Annotated in this window: 16 protein-coding genes; 8 read left to right on the plus strand and 8 right to left on the minus strand. The window is 62.9% G+C overall.

The features are described 5' to 3' along the window. Nucleotides 1–42: 42 nt before the first annotated feature. Nucleotides 43–1,920 carry a methyl-accepting chemotaxis protein gene (locus E8E75_RS15970; RefSeq protein WP_120652704.1) on the plus strand — a complete coding sequence of 626 codons (1,878 nt, stop codon included), beginning with the start codon at nt 43–45 and terminating at the stop codon, nt 1,918–1,920. A gap of 58 nt (nt 1,921–1,978) precedes the next feature. On the opposite strand, the gene E8E75_RS15975 is transcribed toward E8E75_RS15970, so the two are convergent. Genes E8E75_RS15975 through purU form a run of 3 tightly spaced genes read right to left on the minus strand, consistent with a single transcriptional unit; the run spans nt 1,979 to nt 3,492 of the window. After that, complete coding sequence (locus E8E75_RS15975) at nt 1,979–2,155, minus strand: hypothetical protein (RefSeq protein ID WP_178123599.1); 177 nt, start codon at nt 2,153–2,155, stop codon at nt 1,979–1,981. Nucleotides 2,156–2,166: 11 nt separating this feature from the next. Further along, nucleotides 2,167–2,592, minus strand: coding sequence for a CBS domain-containing protein (locus E8E75_RS15980; RefSeq protein WP_120652705.1), 426 nt, complete (start codon nt 2,590–2,592; stop codon nt 2,167–2,169). A 48-nt stretch (nt 2,593–2,640) separates the two neighbouring features. Further along, complete coding sequence (gene purU / locus E8E75_RS15985) at nt 2,641–3,492, minus strand: formyltetrahydrofolate deformylase (RefSeq protein WP_120652706.1); 852 nt, start codon at nt 3,490–3,492, stop codon at nt 2,641–2,643. Between the two features lie 325 nt (nt 3,493–3,817). Between purU and mvaT the strand changes: the two genes are divergently transcribed. After that, nucleotides 3,818–4,198, plus strand: coding sequence for a histone-like nucleoid-structuring protein MvaT (gene mvaT / locus E8E75_RS15990; RefSeq protein ID WP_120652707.1), 381 nt, complete (start codon nt 3,818–3,820; stop codon nt 4,196–4,198). Between the two features lie 80 nt (nt 4,199–4,278). Here mvaT and sbcB read toward each other — a convergent pair whose 3' ends face one another. Continuing rightward, a complete protein-coding gene (gene sbcB, locus E8E75_RS15995) occupies nt 4,279–5,709 on the minus strand; it encodes an exodeoxyribonuclease I (protein ID WP_120652708.1) in 1,431 nt (476 codons plus the stop codon). A 320-nt stretch (nt 5,710–6,029) separates the two neighbouring features. Here sbcB and E8E75_RS16000 point away from each other — a divergent pair, with 320 nt between their 5' ends. Genes E8E75_RS16000 through E8E75_RS16025 form a run of 6 tightly spaced genes read left to right on the plus strand, consistent with a single transcriptional unit; the run spans nt 6,030 to nt 12,899 of the window. Next, nucleotides 6,030–6,764 carry an RDD family protein gene (locus tag E8E75_RS16000; protein ID WP_120652709.1) on the plus strand — a complete coding sequence of 245 codons (735 nt, stop codon included), beginning with the start codon at nt 6,030–6,032 and terminating at the stop codon, nt 6,762–6,764. Then, nucleotides 6,761–7,741 (plus strand): stage II sporulation protein M, encoded by a 981-nt coding sequence (locus tag E8E75_RS16005; RefSeq protein WP_153922400.1) that lies wholly within the window; start codon nt 6,761–6,763, stop codon nt 7,739–7,741. The genes E8E75_RS16000 and E8E75_RS16005 overlap by 4 nt, the downstream gene beginning before the upstream one ends. After that, nucleotides 7,728–9,311 carry a DUF4129 domain-containing protein gene (locus E8E75_RS16010; RefSeq protein ID WP_120652710.1) on the plus strand — a complete coding sequence of 528 codons (1,584 nt, stop codon included), beginning with the start codon at nt 7,728–7,730 and terminating at the stop codon, nt 9,309–9,311. Before E8E75_RS16005 ends, E8E75_RS16010 begins: the two co-directional genes overlap by 14 nt. Continuing rightward, nucleotides 9,308–10,549: a DUF4350 domain-containing protein gene (locus E8E75_RS16015; protein ID WP_153922398.1), complete on the plus strand. Its 1,242-nt coding sequence runs from the start codon at nt 9,308–9,310 to the stop codon at nt 10,547–10,549. Before E8E75_RS16010 ends, E8E75_RS16015 begins: the two co-directional genes overlap by 4 nt. After that, a complete protein-coding gene (locus tag E8E75_RS16020) occupies nt 10,546–11,571 on the plus strand; it encodes a MoxR family ATPase (RefSeq protein WP_120652745.1) in 1,026 nt (341 codons plus the stop codon). Before E8E75_RS16015 ends, E8E75_RS16020 begins: the two co-directional genes overlap by 4 nt. Next, on the plus strand, nt 11,568–12,899 hold the full coding sequence (locus tag E8E75_RS16025; protein WP_120652746.1) for a DUF58 domain-containing protein: 1,332 nt from the start codon (nt 11,568–11,570) through the stop codon (nt 12,897–12,899). Before E8E75_RS16020 ends, E8E75_RS16025 begins: the two co-directional genes overlap by 4 nt. Before the next feature lie 99 nt (nt 12,900–12,998). On the opposite strand, the gene rhlB is transcribed toward E8E75_RS16025, so the two are convergent. The 4 genes from rhlB to E8E75_RS16045 form a co-directional block, all read right to left on the minus strand. Next, a complete protein-coding gene (gene rhlB / locus E8E75_RS16030; protein WP_120652747.1) occupies nt 12,999–14,474 on the minus strand; it encodes an ATP-dependent RNA helicase RhlB in 1,476 nt (491 codons plus the stop codon). A 98-nt stretch (nt 14,475–14,572) separates the two neighbouring features. After that, nucleotides 14,573–15,730: a dipeptidase gene (locus E8E75_RS16035; RefSeq protein WP_120652748.1), complete on the minus strand. Its 1,158-nt coding sequence runs from the start codon at nt 15,728–15,730 to the stop codon at nt 14,573–14,575. A gap of 84 nt (nt 15,731–15,814) precedes the next feature. Then, nucleotides 15,815–16,753, minus strand: a complete 939-nt coding sequence (locus E8E75_RS16040; protein WP_120652749.1) for a GGDEF domain-containing protein — start codon at nt 16,751–16,753, stop codon at nt 15,815–15,817. A gap of 310 nt (nt 16,754–17,063) precedes the next feature. Next, nucleotides 17,064–18,965, minus strand: a complete 1,902-nt coding sequence (locus tag E8E75_RS16045) for an acyl-CoA synthetase (protein WP_120652750.1) — start codon at nt 18,963–18,965, stop codon at nt 17,064–17,066. Nucleotides 18,966–18,993 lie beyond the last annotated feature (28 nt).

The following is an 18,993-nucleotide window of genomic DNA, read 5'->3' on the forward strand; positions in this document are numbered from 1 at the left end:
GCCATAAAGACTGGTGCCTGACCCAACCGGACGCAAGCAAACATGATCAAAAACCTCAGGTTCAGCCACAAGATTCTGCTCGCCGCCTCGCTGGTGGTCATTGCAGCCTTCTCGCTGTTCACCCTGTACAACGATTACTTGCAAAGGAATGCGCTCCGAGACGATTTGGAAAACTACCTGCAGGAAATGGGCGATGTCACCGCCAGCAATATCCAGAACTGGCTATCGGGCCGGATTCTGCTGGTGGAAAGCGTGGCCGAATCCCTGGCTGCCAACTCTTCACCTGAGGCCGTACCTGCGTTGCTGCAACAGCGGGCACTGAGCTCGACATTTGCGTTCACCTATTTCGGTACCCAGGACGGGCAATTCACCATGCGCCCGGACAGCGCAATGCCTGAGGGCTACGACCCGCGCACCCGTCCCTGGTACCAGGGCGCCAAGAGCGCTGGCGGCACCACCCTCACCGAACCCTATGTGGACGCAGCCACCGGCCAGCTGATCATGACCATTGCCACACCGGTCCAGTCCCTCGGCGTAGCCGGTGGCGACCTGAGCCTGCAGACGCTGGTGCAGATCATCAACGCGCTGGACTTCGACGGCATGGGCTACGCCTTCCTGGTTAGTTCCGACGGCAAGATCCTGGTGCATCCGAACAAGGACATGGTGATGAAAAGCCTGCGGGACATCTATCCGCAGAACACGCCTGCCATCAGCACCGGTTTCAGCGAAGTCGAACTGGATGGCAGCACCCGCATCCTCACTTTCGCCCCGGTAAAGGGCCTGCCTTCTGTTAACTGGTACATCGGTGTCTCGGTGGACAAAGACAAGGCCTACAGCATGCTCAGCGAGTTCCGTGCATCGGCCATCATTGCCACCGTGATCGCAGTGGTGATCATCATGATCCTGCTCGGCATGCTGATCCGTGTGCTGATGCAGCCCTTGCACATCATGGGTCGCGCCATGCAGGACATCGCCCAGGGTGAAGGCGACCTGACTCGCCGCCTGGCGATCCATACCCAGGATGAGTTCGGCGAACTGGCCAGTGCTTTCAACCGCTTCGTCGAGCGTATCCACGGCTCCATCCGCGAAGTGTCCTCGGCCACCAATCAGGTGAACCAGGTGGCCAAGCTCGTGCTCAACGCCTCCAACTCGTCCATGAGCAACTCCGACGAGCAGGCCAACCGCACCAACAGCGTCGCCGCGGCGATCAATGAACTGGGCGCCGCCGCCCAGGAAATCGCCCGCAACGCCGCCGATGCCTCGCACCAGGCGTCCTCCGCACGCACCCTCGCCGAGGATGGCCGTCAGGTGGTGGAGCGCACCATTTCCGCGATGAACGAACTGTCCGGGAAGATCCGCGCCTCCTGCGGCAACATCGAGACGCTGAACAGCAAGACGGTGAACATCGGCCAAATCCTCGAAGTGATCAAAGGCATTTCCGAACAGACCAACCTGCTGGCACTCAACGCCGCCATCGAGGCCGCCCGCGCCGGGGAAGCCGGCCGTGGTTTCGCCGTGGTGGCCGATGAAGTGCGCAACCTGGCGCATCGCACCCAGGAGTCGGCGCAGGAAATCCAGCAGATGATCGAGGAACTGCAGGTCGGCGCCCGCGAAGCGGTCACCACCATGACCGAGAGCCAGCGCTACAGCGAGCAGAGCGTGGAAATCGCCAACCAGGCCGGCGAGCGCCTGGGCAGCGTGACCCATCGCATCGGCGAGATCGACGGCATGAACCAGTCGGTGGCCACCGCCACCGAGGAACAGACCGCCGTGGTCGACTCGCTGAACATGGACATCACCGAGATCAACACCCTCAACCAGGAAGGCGTGGAAAACCTCCAGGCCACCCTGCGCGCCTGTGCCGACCTCGACCAGCAGGCTGCGCGTCTGCAACAACTGGTGGGCAGCTTCCGGATCTGACCCCAACTCTCTCCTCTTCGGAGAGAGGGCGATTAACGCCCCAAACGAAGAAGGCGCCCTATGGCGCCTTCTTCGCTTCTTCTTCCTCTTCCTGCGTCTTTCGCCATAACTCGGCGGCCCCTGGGAACTCGGTGCCGTTTTCCTCGCTCAGCTCATCGGGGTCATAACGCCGCACGCAGCCTTCGCCAAGCGTAGGCGGTGGACTGGAGGTGGCTCGGTCACGTGGGTCAGCCATGGCAGCGATCCTCAGACTTCCGGTGGTTGTTCAGGGTCATGCTGAGCAAAGCCCTTCACCGCGCGCAGCACATCGCGGCGACTGATCTGGCCGACCAGAACCCCCTCCTCGACTACTGGAAAACGCCGTCGCTTGTCGCGCAGGAAGCGCTGGCAGACATCAATGATGTCGGCTTCGGGCGAAACGCTCTCCACCTGGGTGGACATATATCCGCCGACATTGCCAATCGCCGCTTCGTAATACGCGCCGGAAAGTATGCCGCGCAGGCAATCGCCCTCCGAGAGCATGCCAATCAGGTGGCCCTGCGAGTCCACCACGGGCGCACCAGATACCCGATGCTCCAGTAGCCGCTCGATGGCGAGGAGAAGATCGGTGTCGGGCCTGAAGGTCACCAGGTGGCGGGTCATGTAGTCGCGCACCTTTATGGATTTGAGCATGGGCGGGCTCCTGTTCCGGTTGACCGGAGCGGATGCCCGCCAAGGTCGTCAGTTGAACACGACGGTCTTGTTGTCGTGCACCAGTACCCGGTCTTCAAGGTGATAGCGTAGTCCACGGGACAGCACCATCTTCTCCACGTCCTTGCCGAAGCGAACCATGTCTTCAACGCTGTCGCGATGGGTCACTCGCACCACGTCCTGTTCGATGATCGGGCCGGCATCCAGCTCTTCAGTGACGTAGTGGCACGTGGCGCCGATCAGCTTCACACCACGCAGTGAAGCCTGGTGGTAAGGCTTGGCCCCCACGAAGGACGGCAGGAAGCTGTGGTGAATGTTGATCACCTGATGGGCATAACGCTGGCAGAGTTCCGGCGGGAGAATCTGCATGTAGCGGGCAAGCACGACGGTATCGGCATTGTGCTCCTCCACCAGGCGCGAAACCTCATCGAAGGCCGGCTGCTTGTTCTTCGCATCCACCGGTACGTGGAAATAAGGAATGCCGTGCCACTCCACCATGCTGCGCAGGTCATCGTGGTTGGCGATCACGCAGGGTATCTCGCAATCCAGCTCACCGCTGTGCCAGCGGTGCAGCAAGTCGGCCAGGCAGTGGGACTCGCGACTGGCCATCAGCACGACGCGCTTCTTCACTTCGGAGTCGGTCACCCGCCAGTCCATGGCGAACTCACGGGCTATGGGCGCGAACGCCTGGCGGAAACCATCCAGATCGAAAGGCAGGGAATCGGCACGGATTTCATGGCGCATGAAGAACCAGCCGCTCTGATTATCCGAATGATGGCTGGCCTCGGTAATCCAGCCGTTGTAGGTAGCCAGGAAGTTACTGACCTTGGCTACGATGCCGACGCCGTCCGGACAGGCAATCACCAGACGAAATGTGCGCATTTGGGAACACTCCAGAGACTTCACAAAGGCGGCCATTCTAGCCACTACGCGCAAAAACTTCAGTAACCACGTGGGTTACAGCGGATTGCCGGCCATCGTAAAAAAAGCGCGACGCACAACTAAGGGGCGTAAGCGGACATCGATATAGCGAGTGTACGAAGCGCAATTACGCACTTGAGCGACCGGCGGACTAGTATGAAAGAAGAAGTCGCCGACAATGCGTACAAAAGTTTTCCTGCTTATTTACTTGCAGATAATCGCTGTCTATTATTGATGACACTTCGCAATCGCAAGTCAACGTACGATTCCAACAAGGGACGCCGACATGTCGCTGATCAACGAATACCGGGCAACGGAAGAAGCCATCAAGGAGCTCCAGGAGCGCCTGAAGAACCTGTCCCAGGACGACAAGCTGAAAAAAGAACTTGAGTTCGAAGGCAAACTGCGCACTCTGATGGGCGAATATCAGAAGTCCCTGCGCGACATCATTGCCCTGCTCGATCCCGATGCCCGCTCCACCAAGGCCCCGCGCGCCGCGAAAGCCTCTGCCACCGGCAGCAAGCGCGCCCGCAAGGTCAAGCAGTACAAAAACCCGAACACCGGTGAAGTCATCGAAACCAAAGGCGGCAACCACAAGACTCTGAAAGAGTGGAAAGCCAAGTGGGGCGCTGACACCGTTGAAAGCTGGGCCACCATCCTGGGCTAAGCCTTCAGCAATAAAGAACGCCAGCATCTGCTGGCGTTTTTTATTGGCGCGGGCAAACCCCGGAAGTACCCGGGGCGTTTTCACAACTGATAGCGATGCCGCAGTTCCGTGGCATATCGACGCCACTCCAGCAACACCACCTGTTGTGCCGGATCAGCTTTGAGCTGGAACTCATCCAGCGCCTTGAAAAAACTCTCCATGGTATTAGGCGCCCCGAATTCCGGGCTATTCAGCCGATTCCTGCAAAACGCCTCCCATCGTGAGCGGTCGGATTCCGACAAAGTTTCAGGGAAGTTTCTTGCACGGTAACGGAACAGCAACTCAGGCAGGCGCGGGTCATCGAACGGCCAATTCTCGCGAGACAAACGTTGCGGATCGGCGAGCCGCACTTGTTCACACAGGCGACGATCACGGTCACCGAGGAATCCGTCATACAACTGCTGCTCCGGATCATCCGGCGAAGAGAATTCCTCTTCCGCATAAATAACCGGCAACTTCTCTTGCCAGATGACAGCCTGCTCGGTGAGCAACGCGGCACGACGTTGGCAGAGTTCCAGATCAACGCCCAGGCGCTGCCGATCAGCTTCGCGCAGCACCGCTAGGGGAGCGACTACCGGACAACGATTGATATGCAGCAATTTCAGCGGCACCGGCAGTTCGCCTTCAGCCAGGTCATCGCGTCGGGTATAGAGGCGCTGGCGCAGCACTTCCGCATCCAGTTCGAGCAGCGGGCCCGGCTCCGACTGCAGGTCCAACACGATCAGCGCGTTGCGGTTGCGCGGATGCCAGGCAAGGGGTAGCACCACTGCCAGGTAATGTCGCTCACCGGAGAAGCGCCCGGAGATGTGCACCAGAGGTTGCAGCAGCCGCACCTGCTCCTGGACCTTGTGCTTGCTGCGCAGCTGGTAGAGATAGTCGAACAGCTTCGGCTGGCGCTCGCGCAGGAGGCGTGCCAGGGCAATGGTCGCGCGGACGTCGGAAAGTGCATCGTGGGCCTGACCATGGTCGATGCCGTTGGCCGCAGTGAGCAGCTCCAGCCGCAGGCTGACGCGACCGTCCTGTTGCGGCCACTCGATGCCCTCTGGACGCAGTGCATAGGCAGTACGTACCAGGTCGATCAGATCCCAGCGGCTGTTACCGCCCTGCCACTCGCGAGCGTAAGGATCATAGAAGTTGCGATAGAGGCTGTAGCGGGTGACTTCATCATCGAAGCGCAGGGTGTTGTAGCCGGCGCCGCAGGTTCCTGGCAGGGCCAATTCGGCATGTACCCGATGCATGAACTCGGCTTCGCCCAACCCTTTCGCCGCCAGGGTAGCGGGCAGGATGCCGGTGACCAGGCAAGCGGCCGGATGGGGCAGGATGTCATCGCTGGGCTTGCAGTAGAGGTTGATCGGCTCGCCGATCTCGTTGAGCGCCTCGTCAGTCCGAATTCCGGCTACCTGCAGTGGCCGGTCGCACCGCGGGTTGATGCCGGTGGTTTCGTAGTCGTGCCAGAAAATGCTGGAAGTCACGGCGTCCCCCTTGTTCGTGAGCTGGGCAGTCTATCACCGGGACGTGTATGGCAAAGGCGCTGAACGGGCGGTGAAACTTCGCCATCCAACGACTTGCTGGGCGGTTTCCGGCGTGCCTAGAATCGCCGCCACTGGACGATCGCCCCCCGCCAAGGACTGCCCCATGCCCGTGCCTCTCGCACTTCGCGCACGCACCTGCGTGCCATGCGCTCCGTCGAAAACTCCAAATCTTTCACAGCATGCGGGCTGAGTCTTCTCGGCCAGGTTGCCTGGATACCGGCCGCTCGCTAGCATCTGGCTTTCCCCTTGGCGCCCAGCCGATGCCCGCAAACCGAGCCAGTCCCCAACCTGCCGACTCCCAGGCCCAACCGCTGGACACCCGCTACCAGGTGGAAACACCGGAAGGCATCGACCTGATTCTGCGTCCGGCCGGCCTGTTGCCACGCGCTCTTGCCTATGCCATCGACCTGGCCATTCGTGGCGCCATCATGCTGGTGCTGTTCATTGCCCTGGCCCTGCTCGGACAACTCGGTTTCGGCCTCGGCCTGATCCTCATGTTCCTGCTCAACTGGTGGTACATGGTGCTGTTCGAAGTACTCAATCAGGGCCGCTCGCCCGGCAAGCAGATAATGGGGCTGCGTGTCGTGCATGACGACGGTACTCCCATTGGCTGGTCCGCCTCCCTGGTGCGAAACCTGTTGCGCTTCGTCGATCTGCTGCCCTTCGCCTATACCCTGGGCGCCCTCAGCTGCCTCCTGCATCCAACGTTCAAGCGCCTGGGTGATATCGCCGCCGGCAGCCTGGTGGTCTATCGCGACGAGAAGACCCAGCGTCCCGAACTACCAGATGCCGAGCCTGAGCGCGCACCATTCGACCTGACCCTCGCCGACCAGCGCGCCCTGCTGGGATTCGCCGAACGCCAGGCCGACTTATCACCGGCCCGCCGCGCTGAACTCGCCGGCATCCTCGCCGCGCCGCTGAACGTGATGCCGCAACAGGCCCAAGCCCGCATCAACGGCATCGCCCGTGGTCTGCTGGGATCGAGCACGCCATGAAACAGAATCTCTTCGAACGCCAGCATCAGGCTGGCTGGAAAGCCTTCGCCGATCTGCTCGATCGCCTCGAACGTGGCAAGGCCGATGCTCGCGCCTGCGAAAGCTTCTCCGCCGACTACAGGCAGGTCTGCCAACAGCTGGCACTGGCCCAGGAGCGCGGTTATAGCAGCCACCTGGTGGAGCACCTGCACCAACTGGCCATGCGCGGCCACCAGCAGTTCTACCGCCATCGCAGCCACCTCGGCGCGCGCCTGCTGGGCTTCCTGCTGGGCGGATTCCCGCGCCTGGTGCGCAGCCAGTGGCGCAGCATCGCTGCCGCCTGCCTGCTGTTCTATGGCAGCCTGCTGTTGATGGGCCTGCTGGTGCACAACTGGCCGGATCTGGTCTACAGCGTGCTGGATCCGGAGCAGGTGTCGTCGATGGAGTCCATGTACGACCCTGACGCCCGACGCATCGGCCCCATGAGCGAACGAGACTCCGGGGACGACTGGATGATGTTCGGCCACTACATCATGAACAACATCGGCATCGCCTTTCAGACTTACGCAGGCGGCCTGCTCTTCGGCGTCGGTAGCCTGTTCTTCCTTTTGTTCAACGGCCTCCACATAGGTGCGGTGGCCGGGCACCTGACTCAGATCGGCTTCGGCGAAACCTTCTGGTCCTTCGTCATCGGTCACGGTGCGTTCGAACTCACCGCCATCGCCTTCGCCGGTGCCGCCGGCCTGCAACTGGGCTGGGCCCTGCTCGCGCCAGGCCGTCTGCCCCGCGGCGAAGCGCTGCGCCTGGCCGGTGCACGCAGCGTACAGCTGGTAGCCGGAGTGATACTGCTGCTGGTGATCGCTGCTTTCATCGAAGCCTATTGGTCCTCCATGACCCTGGTCACGCCCCAGGTGAAATACTGGGTTGGCGCCTGCCTCTGGCTGCTGGTCGCGCTCTATTTCGGGCTGGTGGGCAGGAGGACTCATGCGCCTGACTGACGCCAGCGTCACTATCCGTCCGCGTAGCGCCTGGGAGGCCATGGACCTCGGCGTACTGCTGGCGCGTCGCCATGCCGGCCTGCTGATGGCCAGTTGGGCACTGGTGACCCTGCCGGTGTTCGGCCTCCTCACGCTGGTTTGCTGGAAGTATCCGGGCCTGGCGGTCTTCCTTTTCTGGCTGCTGAAGCCCGCCTATGAACGGCTGCCGCTGTACATTCTCTCCCGCGCCCTGTTTGGCGACACGCCGACCCTCAGGCAGGCCCTGCGCGCATATCCGCGACTGCTCAAGCCGCAGTTGCTCGCCAGCCTGACCTGGCGGCGCCTCAGCACCACCCGAAGTTTCGATCTGCCGGTGCTGCAACTGGAAGGACTTTCCGGGCAGGCACGCAGCCAGCGCCTGGTGGTCCTGGGGCAACGCAACGCGGGCGGTGCCACTTGGCTGACGGTGATCGGCGTGCATCTGGAATCCGCCCTCTGGTTCGGCTTCATCACACTGCTCTACCTGATGCTGCCCCAGCAGGTGGTGATCGACTGGGACTGGCAGAAGCTTCTGGAAATGGCCTCGGGCGAGTGGCTATGGCTGGAGCACCTGTCCAACAGCCTCTATGCCTTGGTACTGGTGATCTGGGGACCGGTCTACGTCGCCTGCGGTTTCACCCTGTACCTGAACCGTCGAACGTCCCTGGAAGGCTGGGACATCGAATTGCAGTTCCGCCGCATGCGCCAGCGCCTGACCGGTACCGCTTACGCGCTTCTGCTGGGCCTGGGATTGCTGCTAAGCCAGCTGCCGCAACCGGCCATGGCAGATGACGCGCCGGCCCTGTGCCTTGCACCCCAGGCCTTCCTCGATGGCCCCGATGCCGAACGCCTCACCCACCAGTCGCTGACCGGCAAGGCCGCGAAGGAAGACATTGGCGCCCTGCTGGACAATCCGCCCTTCCAGAACCGGGAAACCGTCACTCGCTGGCGTCTGGGCGAGGAGGCCGCCGACAAGGAACTGAAGCCCGAAGACGTCGAAGGCTGGGCCGAGTTCATCCGCAGCCTGTTCAAGCTGGCCGAGTACGCCAAGAGCCTGGACACACTTGCCCTGGTCATCAAGGTACTGCTCTGGGGTGCGCTGATCAGCCTTCTGGCCCTGCTGCTCTGGCGCTACCGCGACTGGCTCAGCACCTTCGCCGGACGACTGGGACTGCCCCAGCACCGCACACGCGTAGCGCCTTCAGTGCTGTTCGGTCTGGAGCTGGCGCCGGAAAGCCTTCCGGACGATGTCGCTGCGGAGGCCGAGCGCCTCTGGTCCAGCCAACCCCGCGAAGCCCTCGGTTTGCTCTATCGCGCCCTGCTGAGCCGCTTGCTGCACGACTTCCGCCTGCCGCTCAAGCAATCCCATACCGAAGGTGAAGTGCTGCAACTGGTGCGTCGCCTGGACAACACCGAGCTGGAAGGTTTCAGCCAGGTCCTCACCGGGCACTGGCAGAACCTCGCCTACGGCCACCGCCTGCCCGCAAGCGAATTGCGCCAAGGCCTCTGCGATGGCTGGCGTCGCCTGTTCAACGCCGGAGCCGCAACATGAAACCGCGCCTGCGCTTCCTGATCTGCGCCGGCCTGTTCCTTTTACTGGGCCTGCTGGCGATCCATCTCGGTGGGCGTCTGCAGCCCTATCAGGACATCGTCGAACACGGCCCCGCGCCGGAAGTGCTGGGCAATCCGTACCTCGCCGCCGAGCACTTCCTGCGCAAGCAGGGCCTGCAAGTAGTGCGGGCGAACGGCCTGGAAGTACTCGACAATCTGCCCAGTGCCGGCCACAGCCTGTTGCTGCTCGGCAGCCGCTCACGCATGACGCCACGCCAGGCCGACCGCCTGCTGGAGTGGGCGAGCAAGGGCGGACACCTACTGTTCATCACCGAGCGCATCTATGACGAAAGCGACGGCAAGAGCGGCGACCTGCTGGCGGATCGGCTGGGCATCCAGCAATTCGAAGCCAAGGAGCTCGACGAAGACAAAAGCACTGAGCCCGAGGCGCCTGAGGACAACCGCACCGAGGAACAGGCTGCGGCCTCTGTCTCTCCCCAGGACGACCAGGAGCTCGCAGAGGGAGATCCGTTCCCCGAGCTGACCAAGCTCTATCTGGAAAATGAACAGGCACCGGCCTACGCCGGCTTCGACCCTGAATTCCACCTCTACGACAGCCAGAACCGCGCCCATGCCTGGGCCAACAGCGCCAAGGCCACGCACATGCTGCAGCTGGACCACGGCGACGGTCTGGTCACCGTGCTTACCGACGGCTGGATCTGGCAGAACCGCGATATAGACGAGTACGACAACGCCTGGCTGCTCTGGTATCTGACCCAGGACAGCACCGTCACCCTGCTCTACCGCGCCGAACGCGACAGCCTGGTCACCCTGCTCGGACAGAACTTCCCCGAAGCCCTGGTGGCCCTCGCCCTGTTCGTCGTCCTGCTGCTTTGGCACGTTGGCCAACGCCAGGGGCCGCTGCAGGCGCCAGCCAGCCGCGCGCGCCGGCAACTGCAAGAACACCTGCGCGGAAGCGCCGACTTCCTGCTCCGTCGCAGTGGCCAGTCCAGCCTGCTGCAAGGTCTGCAACGTGATATCCAGCGCCGCGCCCGTCATCGTCACCCCGGATTCGAACGGCTCCCCGTGGCCGAGCAGTGGCAGGTGCTGGGCCGCCTGACCCGTCTGCCGCCCAGCGCCATCAGCCAGGCCATGCGGCCGCTGCCCAAGCAACGGCTTACCGCCGCCGACTTCACCCGCCAGGTCGCCCACCTGCAAACCCTCAGGAATGCCCTATGAGCGAAGAGATTTCCGATCCGTCGCAAACCGAAGCCAGCAGCGCTTCCGCGCCCTCGGCCGCCATCCAGCGTCAGCGCGCCAGCCAATTGGCCCAGGCGTTGCGCGTGGAATTGCAGAAGGCCGTGATCGGCCAGGTCGCCGTAATCGACGATGTGCTCACTGCCTTGCTGGCTGGCGGACACGTATTGGTGGAAGGTGTGCCGGGCCTCGGCAAGACGCTGCTGGTCCGCGCCCTGGCCCGCTGCTTCGGCGGCGAGTTCTCGCGTATCCAGTTCACCCCCGACCTGATGCCCAGCGACGTGACTGGCCACGCCGTGTATGACATGCAGAGCGAGCAGTTCAAGCTGCGCAAGGGACCGGTGTTCACCAACCTGCTACTGGCGGACGAGATCAACCGTGCCCCGGCCAAGACCCAGGCCGCGCTACTGGAAGTGATGCAGGAACGCCAGGTGACCCTGGAAGGCCGCGCCCTGCCGGTACCCCAACCCTTCCTCGTGCTGGCGACGCAGAACCCTATCGAGCAGGAAGGTACCTATCCCCTGCCAGAAGCCGAGCTGGACCGCTTCATGCTCAAGCTGCGCATGGATTACCCGGCCGCTGATGAAGAACTGAACCTGGTACGCCAGGTCACCCGCTCGGCTCGCGCCGATATGCTCGAAGTGGCGCCGTTGCGCACCCTGTTGCAAGCCCGTGACGTCCTGGCTCTGCAGAGGATCGCCAGCGATCTGCCGGTGGACGACCAGGTGCTGGACTACGCCGTGCGCCTGGCCCGCGCCACACGTAGCTGGCCTGGCCTGGCCATGGGGGCCGGACCGCGCGCTTCCATCGCCCTGGTCCGCGGTGGCCGTGCCCGCGCACTGCTGCGCGGCGGCGATTTCGTGCTGCCGGACGACATCAAGGGCTGTGCCCTGGCGGTACTGCGCCATCGCGTACGCCTTTCGCCGGAACTGGATATCGAGGGCCTGTCGGTGGATCAGGTACTCCAGCAACTCCTAGATCAGGTACCGGCGCCGCGCCTATGAAGCCTTCCCGCGCACTGCTGGTGCTGGTGGCCGGGCTCTTCGGCCTGGCCCTGCTGCTCGGCACGCTGCCAGCGTTGGGCATCAAGCTGCCCGAGCAGTTGAACCTGCTCTGGTGGGGTCTACTCTGCGCCCTCATCCTGCTTGGCCTGTTGGATTGCGCCTGGCTGCGCCGCCTGCCATCACCGCGCCTGGAGCGTAACCTTCCGGGGAATCTGGCACTGGGACGCTGGAGCGATGTCCGACTGACCCTCCATCACGGCTATGGCCGCTCCGTGGAAATCGATCTGTTCGACCAGGTCCCGGCCGCCATGGAGTTCGAGCCCCTGCCCCAGCGCGTAGCTCTGCACCCGGGTGAGCACACCGACTTCGGCTATCGGGTGCGCCCAGTCAAGCGCGGCCATTTCCACTTCCCAGCCTGCGAAGTGCAACTGCCCAGTCCGCTGGGCCTGTGGCGGCACAAGCGCGTGCTCGACCTGCCCGGTGAAGCACGCGTCTACCCGGACTTCGCGCGCCTCTATGGCGCGCAACTGAAGGCCGTGGACGACTGGCTCAGCCAACTCGGCGTGCGCCAGCGACCGCGCCGCGGCCTGGGCCTTGAATTCCACCAGCTTCGGGAGTTCCGCGACGGCGACACCTTGCGTCAGATCGACTGGAAGGCCACCGCGCGCAAACGCACGCCGATCGCCCGCGAGTACCAGGACGAGCGTGACCAGCAGATCGTCTTCCTGCTCGACTGCGGTCGCCGCATGCGTAGCCAGGACGGCGATCTCTCGCACTTCGACCACGCCCTCAACGCAAGCCTGCTGCTCAGCTATGTGGCGCTGCGCCAGGGCGATGCGGTTGGCCTGTCCACCTTCGCTGCCGAACGTGATCGCTTCGTGGCGCCGGTGAAGGGGCCGGCGCAGTTGAATGTGCTGCTCAATGGCGTCTACGACCTGGACAGCACCCTGCGCCCAGCCGACTACAGCGCCGCTGCGGACGTGCTGCTGGCACGCCAGCGGCGCCGCGCACTGGTGGTACTGGTGAGCAACTTGCGCGATGAGGACGACACTGAACTGTTCAACGCAGTGAAACGCCTCGGTCGCCAACACCGACTGCTGGTAGTCAGCTTGCGTGAGGAAGTCCTTGACAGCCTGCGCCATACCCCGGTCCAGGGCTTCGATGACGCCCTCGCCTATTGCGGCACAGTGGACTACCTGAATGCCCGCAACAGCCTGCATGAACGCCTCGCAGCCCACGGCGTGCCGGTACTGGACGCGCGCCCCAGCGAGCTGGGACCCCAGCTGGTGAGCCGCTACCTGGCGTGGAAGAAGGCAGGAGCGCTGTAGGGGCGAATTCATTCGCCAAGGAGAACGCAGGTCTCCCCCTCCCTCCCCCAAAGAAAAAGGCGAAGCACCTGGCTTCGCCTTTTCCCACTCCACTGAACCTCAGTGGTGCTTGCGCGGCACCGACTTGAGCAGTTCGGCCGGAGGCATCTCACAGTTGATCTTGCGCCCCAGCAGCTCCTCGATCGGCGGCAGTGCGAAGGCATCGTCCTCACCAGCGAAGCTGATGGAGGTGCCGCTGGCGCCAGCGCGGCCGGTACGGCCGATGCGGTGGACGTAATCGTCCGGATCTTCCGGCAAGGTGAAGTTGATCACGTGGCTGATGCCGTCGATGTGGATACCACGGCCGGCGACATCGGTGGCCACCAGTACGCGGATCTTGCCTTCACGGAAGCCTTCCAGGGTCTTGATGCGCTTGTGCTGGGGCACGTCACCGGACATCTGGGCGGCGCTGATGCCGTCCTTCGTCAGACGTTCCTCGATACGGCGCACTTCGTCCTTGCGGTTGGCGAAGACCATGACGCGGGTCCAGTCGTTCTGGGCGATCAGGTTGTAGAGCAGCTTGTACTTGTCGCTGCCAGCCACGGCGTAGACGTGCTGTTCAACGGTTTCGCTGGCAACGTTCTCCGGCTCGATCTCGACGATGGCCGGGTCGACGGTCCACTGCTTGGCCAGATTCATCACGTCTTCGGTGAAGGTGGCCGAGAACAGCAGGGTCTGGCGCTCCCCCTTGAACGGAGTCTGGCGGATGATCTGGCGCACTTGCGGAATGAAGCCCATGTCCAGCATTCGGTCGGCTTCGTCCAGCACCATCACTTCGACCATGTCCAGGTGCACTTCGCCGCGCTGGTTGAAGTCCAGCAGCCGGCCGGGGGTGGCGACCAGGATGTCGCAGAAGCGCGATTCCAGTTGCTTGAGCTGCTTGTCGAAGTCCATACCGCCGACGAAGCTCATTACGGTCAGGCCGCTGTGCTTGGTAAGTGCCTGGGCATCCTTGGCGATCTGCACTACCAGTTCGCGGGTCGGCGCGATGATCAGCGCGCGCGGCTCGCCCATGTAGCGCTCTTTCGGTGGCGGGGTCTGCAGCAGCTGGGTAATGGTGGAAATCAGGAAGGCGGCGGTCTTGCCGGTACCGGTTTGGGCACGGCCGATTGCATCCTTGCCCTTCAGGGTGTGGCCGAGGACCTGTGCCTGGATCGGGGTGCAGTAGGGGAAGCCCAGATCGTGGATGGCGTGCATAAGGCTCGGATCGAGGTTGAAGTCGTGGAAGCGGGTTTTGCCTTCCTGGGGCTCCACCACGAAGTCTTCGAGCTTCCAGTTATCCACAGGGCGCGCAGCCTTGGTTGGGCGCTCACGACGCGGCTTGTCGGATTTTGGTTTGTCGCTGCGGGGCTTTTTCTCGCCACGGGGCGGGCGTTCGCTGGAGCCTTCGGCCTTTTCGCCTGCTTCGTGAGGCGCTTTCTTCGGTTTGGCCGGACGCTCTTCCTTGTCGGTACGGGCGGGGGCTGGAGCGGTTGGGGTGGGGCCGGCCTGCGGCTCTTCACCCTTGCTGAAAATCTTCTTGAGTGCTTTGAGCACGGTGGTCTCGTCGATTGATTAAGGAATGAACGGCCGCCAGTGTAAAGCAAGATGCCCGCAGGGCGAAGAGCTGCGGGCATTCAAGGGCTTGACTTGGACTACGGAAGCGTCTCCAGCAGCAACCTGCGAACGTTTCCGCCCATGATGAGGGCAATGTCCGCTTCGCTGAATCCGGCGTCCTTGAGGCCTTGGGTCAGTTGCGCCAGGCCACTGGTGTCGAACGGGGTGTGCACGGCGCCGTCGAAGTCCGAACCCAGCGCTACGTGTCGCACGCCCACCTTGTCGGCGACATAGCGAATCGCCGTGACGATGGCTTTCACCGAGGTCTCGCACACTGCGGTGTCCCAGTAGCCGATGCCGATCACCCCGCCGGTGGCGGCAATGCGCTGGACATGCGCGTCACTGAGGTTCCGGGTGCCCGGGCAGGTGCCTTCGACACCGGTGTGGGACACCAGCACCGGACGCTCGGCCATGTTCAGCACGTCGTCGATCAGCGCACGGGACGCATGGGCCAGGTCCACCAGCATCTTCTTCTCTTCCAGGTGGGCTATGACCCGGCGGCCGAAGGGGGTCAGACCGCCCTTCTCCAGGCCGTGGGCGGAACCACCAACCTCGTTATCGAAGAAATGCGTCAGGCCCATGATGCGGAAACCCGCGTCATACATACGGTCGACGTTCTCCAGCCTGCCCTCCAGCGGATGCAGGCCTTCGGTCGCAAGGATGGCGGCCGTCTGGTTCGAATCCTTCTCCCATGAGGCGAGGTACCTGGCGAAATCATCGCGGCTGCGCACCAGGGTCAGCTTGCCCTGGCTGCCGGCTGCGGCTTCTTCCAGCTTCTTGCCTTGATACAGGGCACGTTCCAGCAGGCTGTGCCAGGTCGCACGGGGCCAGCGCTGGGCCATGACCAGCAGGGTGATGTCGTCGGTGTCCGAACCATTGCGCTCGTAGTTGAGGCCGCGCGGGGTCTTGGTGACGGTGGAGAACACCTGCAGGCCGACATGGCCTTCGAGCAGGCGGGGCAGATCGCTGTGGCCGAAGTCATGGCGTTCCAGCAGGTTGCGGTTCCACAGCAGCGCATCGTCGTGCAGGTCGGCGACGAACAGGGTCTTGTGCAGTTGCTCGGCCTCGTCCGAGGCGCGATAGGGTGGCGGCGCGGCTACCGTGTTCATTTCACGGTCGAGGAACCCCGGCAGGTAGAAGAAGATCCCCAGGCCAGCGGCCGCCAGCAATAGCAAAGCGATAAGGAGTTTACGCATGTCCAGCTTCCCGGCTGTCTTGTAGTGAACGGACTCTAGCAAACAGACGTTTGAAGGAAGCGGAAATGTAATGCAGGGATGAAATTACCCGTTCAGCCGGTTACGCCCATCCTGCTTGGCCTGGTAGAGCGCGTTGTCGGCCCGTGAAATCATGCCCTGCAGGCTGTCCGGACGCTGCATCTCCGCGAGACCGATTGAGATGGTCACGCCGGGCAATACGCCCAGCGGTGAATAGAAGGAAGGGATCTGCTCCAGGCTGCTCCGCAGCCGCTCGCCGATGGTGCGGGCCTCTTCGCCGCCCATTTCCGGAAGCAGGATGACGAACTCCTCGCCGCCGTAGCGCGCCATGCTGTCCTTGGGTCGCAGCTGGTTGCGCAGGGTGTGGGACACCAGGCAAAGCGCGTAGTCCCCTGCCAGGTGCCCGTGGCGGTCGTTGTATGACTTGAAGTGGTCGACATCCAGCATGAGCATCGACATTGGCTGCTCATTGAAGGAACAGCGCGTGCTTTCGCGCTGGTAGATCTGCTCCAGCCAGCGCCGGTTGAAGAGCCCGGTCAGGGTGTCGATCTTGGCGTTCTGCTCGGTGTCGAGAATGATCCGGTTGCCCTGACGCACACGGTCGCAAAGCACTTCCAGCAGGTTCTGCATCAACTGCGGCGACTGCTGGAACAGGCTGACGAGCGATTGCCGATGCAGACGCAACACGGTAGTGGGTTCTGCGGCCACCACGTAGGCCGAAGGATGGTCGTTGTCGATGAAGCTGATCTCACCGGCGCACTCTCCCGGCCCTATGGAGCTGACGGGATTGTTGTCCAGCGAGCCGAGGTAAACCTTCAACCTCCCGCTCACAACGAGATAAAGGTACTGGTTGCGGTTGAACGGACTCAGCACAATCTCGCCGGCATCCAGGTCGCAGGCGCGGAACTCCTTGAGCAATTGCCCGAGGCTGCTCGCCGTGACGTTCTGGAACAGACGCAGTCGGCCCAACAGGGCCATGTCTTCTTGCCAGTGGACATGCTTCATGGCTGCAACGGCCTCGGATGGCAGTCGAAGCGGACGGCACCGCTAACGATCCCTGTCTCAGTTGTTAACCCAGTGCGACAGTATTCCCGCACTTTTGGACTGACAATGCCCGCCCAAAGTTGGGCCGACGGGCGGCAGGATATCGGTAAGGAACGCGACAATTCCTGATATTCGCCACAATTTCGCAACAGTTTTATGGACGCACGGAAACGCCCCGGACAACTACCCAGGGCGCCGGCGCAAAACAATCAATGTTGCAGTGACCAGAAGGCCGCCCGGAGGCGGCCTTCTGAGGGCAGTATAGATGGCCTCAAGCCATCAGTCGGAACTTCACCGAGTAGCCCGCCATGCGTGCTTCCAGCAGCGCCCGCAGTGACGCATCCAGCCCCGGTACGCGGATCTCGGCGACCTGACCGTGGCGATCATCGTTCACCATCTCCACCGTCACGCCTTGGGCGATAGCCCCCAGTACTTCTTCCAGCACTCGGCGAGTGGCGTCCAAGCGCAGCGCCGGCTTGAAGGTCTTGCCTACCGCGGTCACCGGGATGGCCTCGATGATCCACACATCCTTGGGCACTGCCGCGCGCTCGGGCACATGAAGCGATGCGTGCGCCAGCAACTCGGCCTCGCTGACGACGGCACCAGGCTTGAGCTGCACATAGGCCACAGGCAGTTCACCAACCTTGTCGTCCGGCTTGCCCACAGCAGCGGCCATGGCCACGCCAGGGTGACGATGCAGGGCTTCCTCGATCATCTGCGGATCGATGTTGTGCCCGCCGCGGATGATCAGGTCTTTGCTGCGGCCGGTGAGCCAGATGTAGCCGTCGGCGTCCATGCGGCCAAGATCACCGGTGTTGAACCAGTCGCCATCGACCCAGATGTCCTTGTTCTTGCTCGCCTGCAAGTAGCCCTTGAACACGGTCACGCCACGCACGCAGAGGTTGCCGATCTCATCGGAGGCAGCATCGCGCAGGTACTGGCCCTGCTCGTCGAGTACCGCGATCTTCACCTGGCAATAGGGCATGCGCATGCCGATGGAGCCTGGCCGGCGCTCGCCGTGGGCCGGATTGCCGCAAGTGCCGCAGGTGGCCTCGGTCAGGCCGTAGCCTTCGATCAGCTTGAGGCCGGTCTTGGCCTCGAACTGGCGGATCAGCTCGACCGGCATAGGTGCAGCGCCGCACAAGGCGTAGCGCAGGCTGGACAGGTCGTGCCCCTCGCTGGGTACCTGCAGCAGGCCGGCATAGATGGTCGGCACACCGCTGAAGAAACTCACGCGATAGCGTTCGATGACTTTCCAGAAGTTCTGGATCAACCGTGTGTTGCGATAGCCCTGTGGCGTGGCGATGAGGATTTCCGCTCCAGCGAAGAATGGGGCAAGTCCGGTGACCATCACGCCGTTGACGTGGAACAGTGGCAGCCCGCAGAGCGTATTGTCGCCCTCACCCAGGTTGATCGCGTAAGCGAGAATCATCGCCATGGCCACTTCGTTGCGGTGGCTGTGGGGCGCCAGCTTAGGCGTTCCGGTGGTGCCACCGGTGTGGAAATAGGAGGCTACATCATCCGGCGCAATCACCCGACCGCTCTGCAAGTGGTCGGAGGGAAAGCGGTCGAGCAGCTCATCGAAATCCAGCACACCCTCGGGCAACGCTCCGCGCTGAGCCTTGACGGCACTGCGCTGCGGCTCAGGCAGCAGATTGGCCAGGTCGACCGTGACGATGGCTTCCAGCTCGGGCAAACGGTCACGCAGGCTGGCAACCTTGTCCCAGAGATCAGTACCGGGGAACGGCGCCAGGGTCACCAGCACCTTGGAGTCGGCGGCATGGACCAGCTCGGCGATGTGCTCCGGCTCCAACAGCGGGTTGATGGCATTGACCACACCAGCCGCCTCCCCGCCCCAGATGGTGAAGTGCGTATGGGGCAGGTTCGGCAGCAGGAAGGACACCGCCTTGCCCGGACGCACACCCAGATGGTGGAAGGCGTTGGCGGCCTGGGTCACCCGCGCCAGCAGCTCCCCATAGGTCAGCTCGACGGGAGTCTCTTCAGCGTCGCCCTGAAGCAGGAAGGTCATGACTCGCTTGCTTGGGTAACGCTCGGCGCTGCGACGGATCAGCTCGTAGGTGCTGTCCGGCATGCCGCGCTGTTCCAGTGAAAGACGCTCGAGTTCTTCGATATCGCGCAGGTTGGCGATGGGCGGAGCTAAGGTCTGGGCCATGGTCGCTTCTTGTTCTGAAGGGTTGCAG

The organism is Pseudomonas sp. BN606 (assembly GCF_029873115.1).
GTDB lineage: Bacteria > Pseudomonadota > Gammaproteobacteria > Pseudomonadales > Pseudomonadaceae > Metapseudomonas.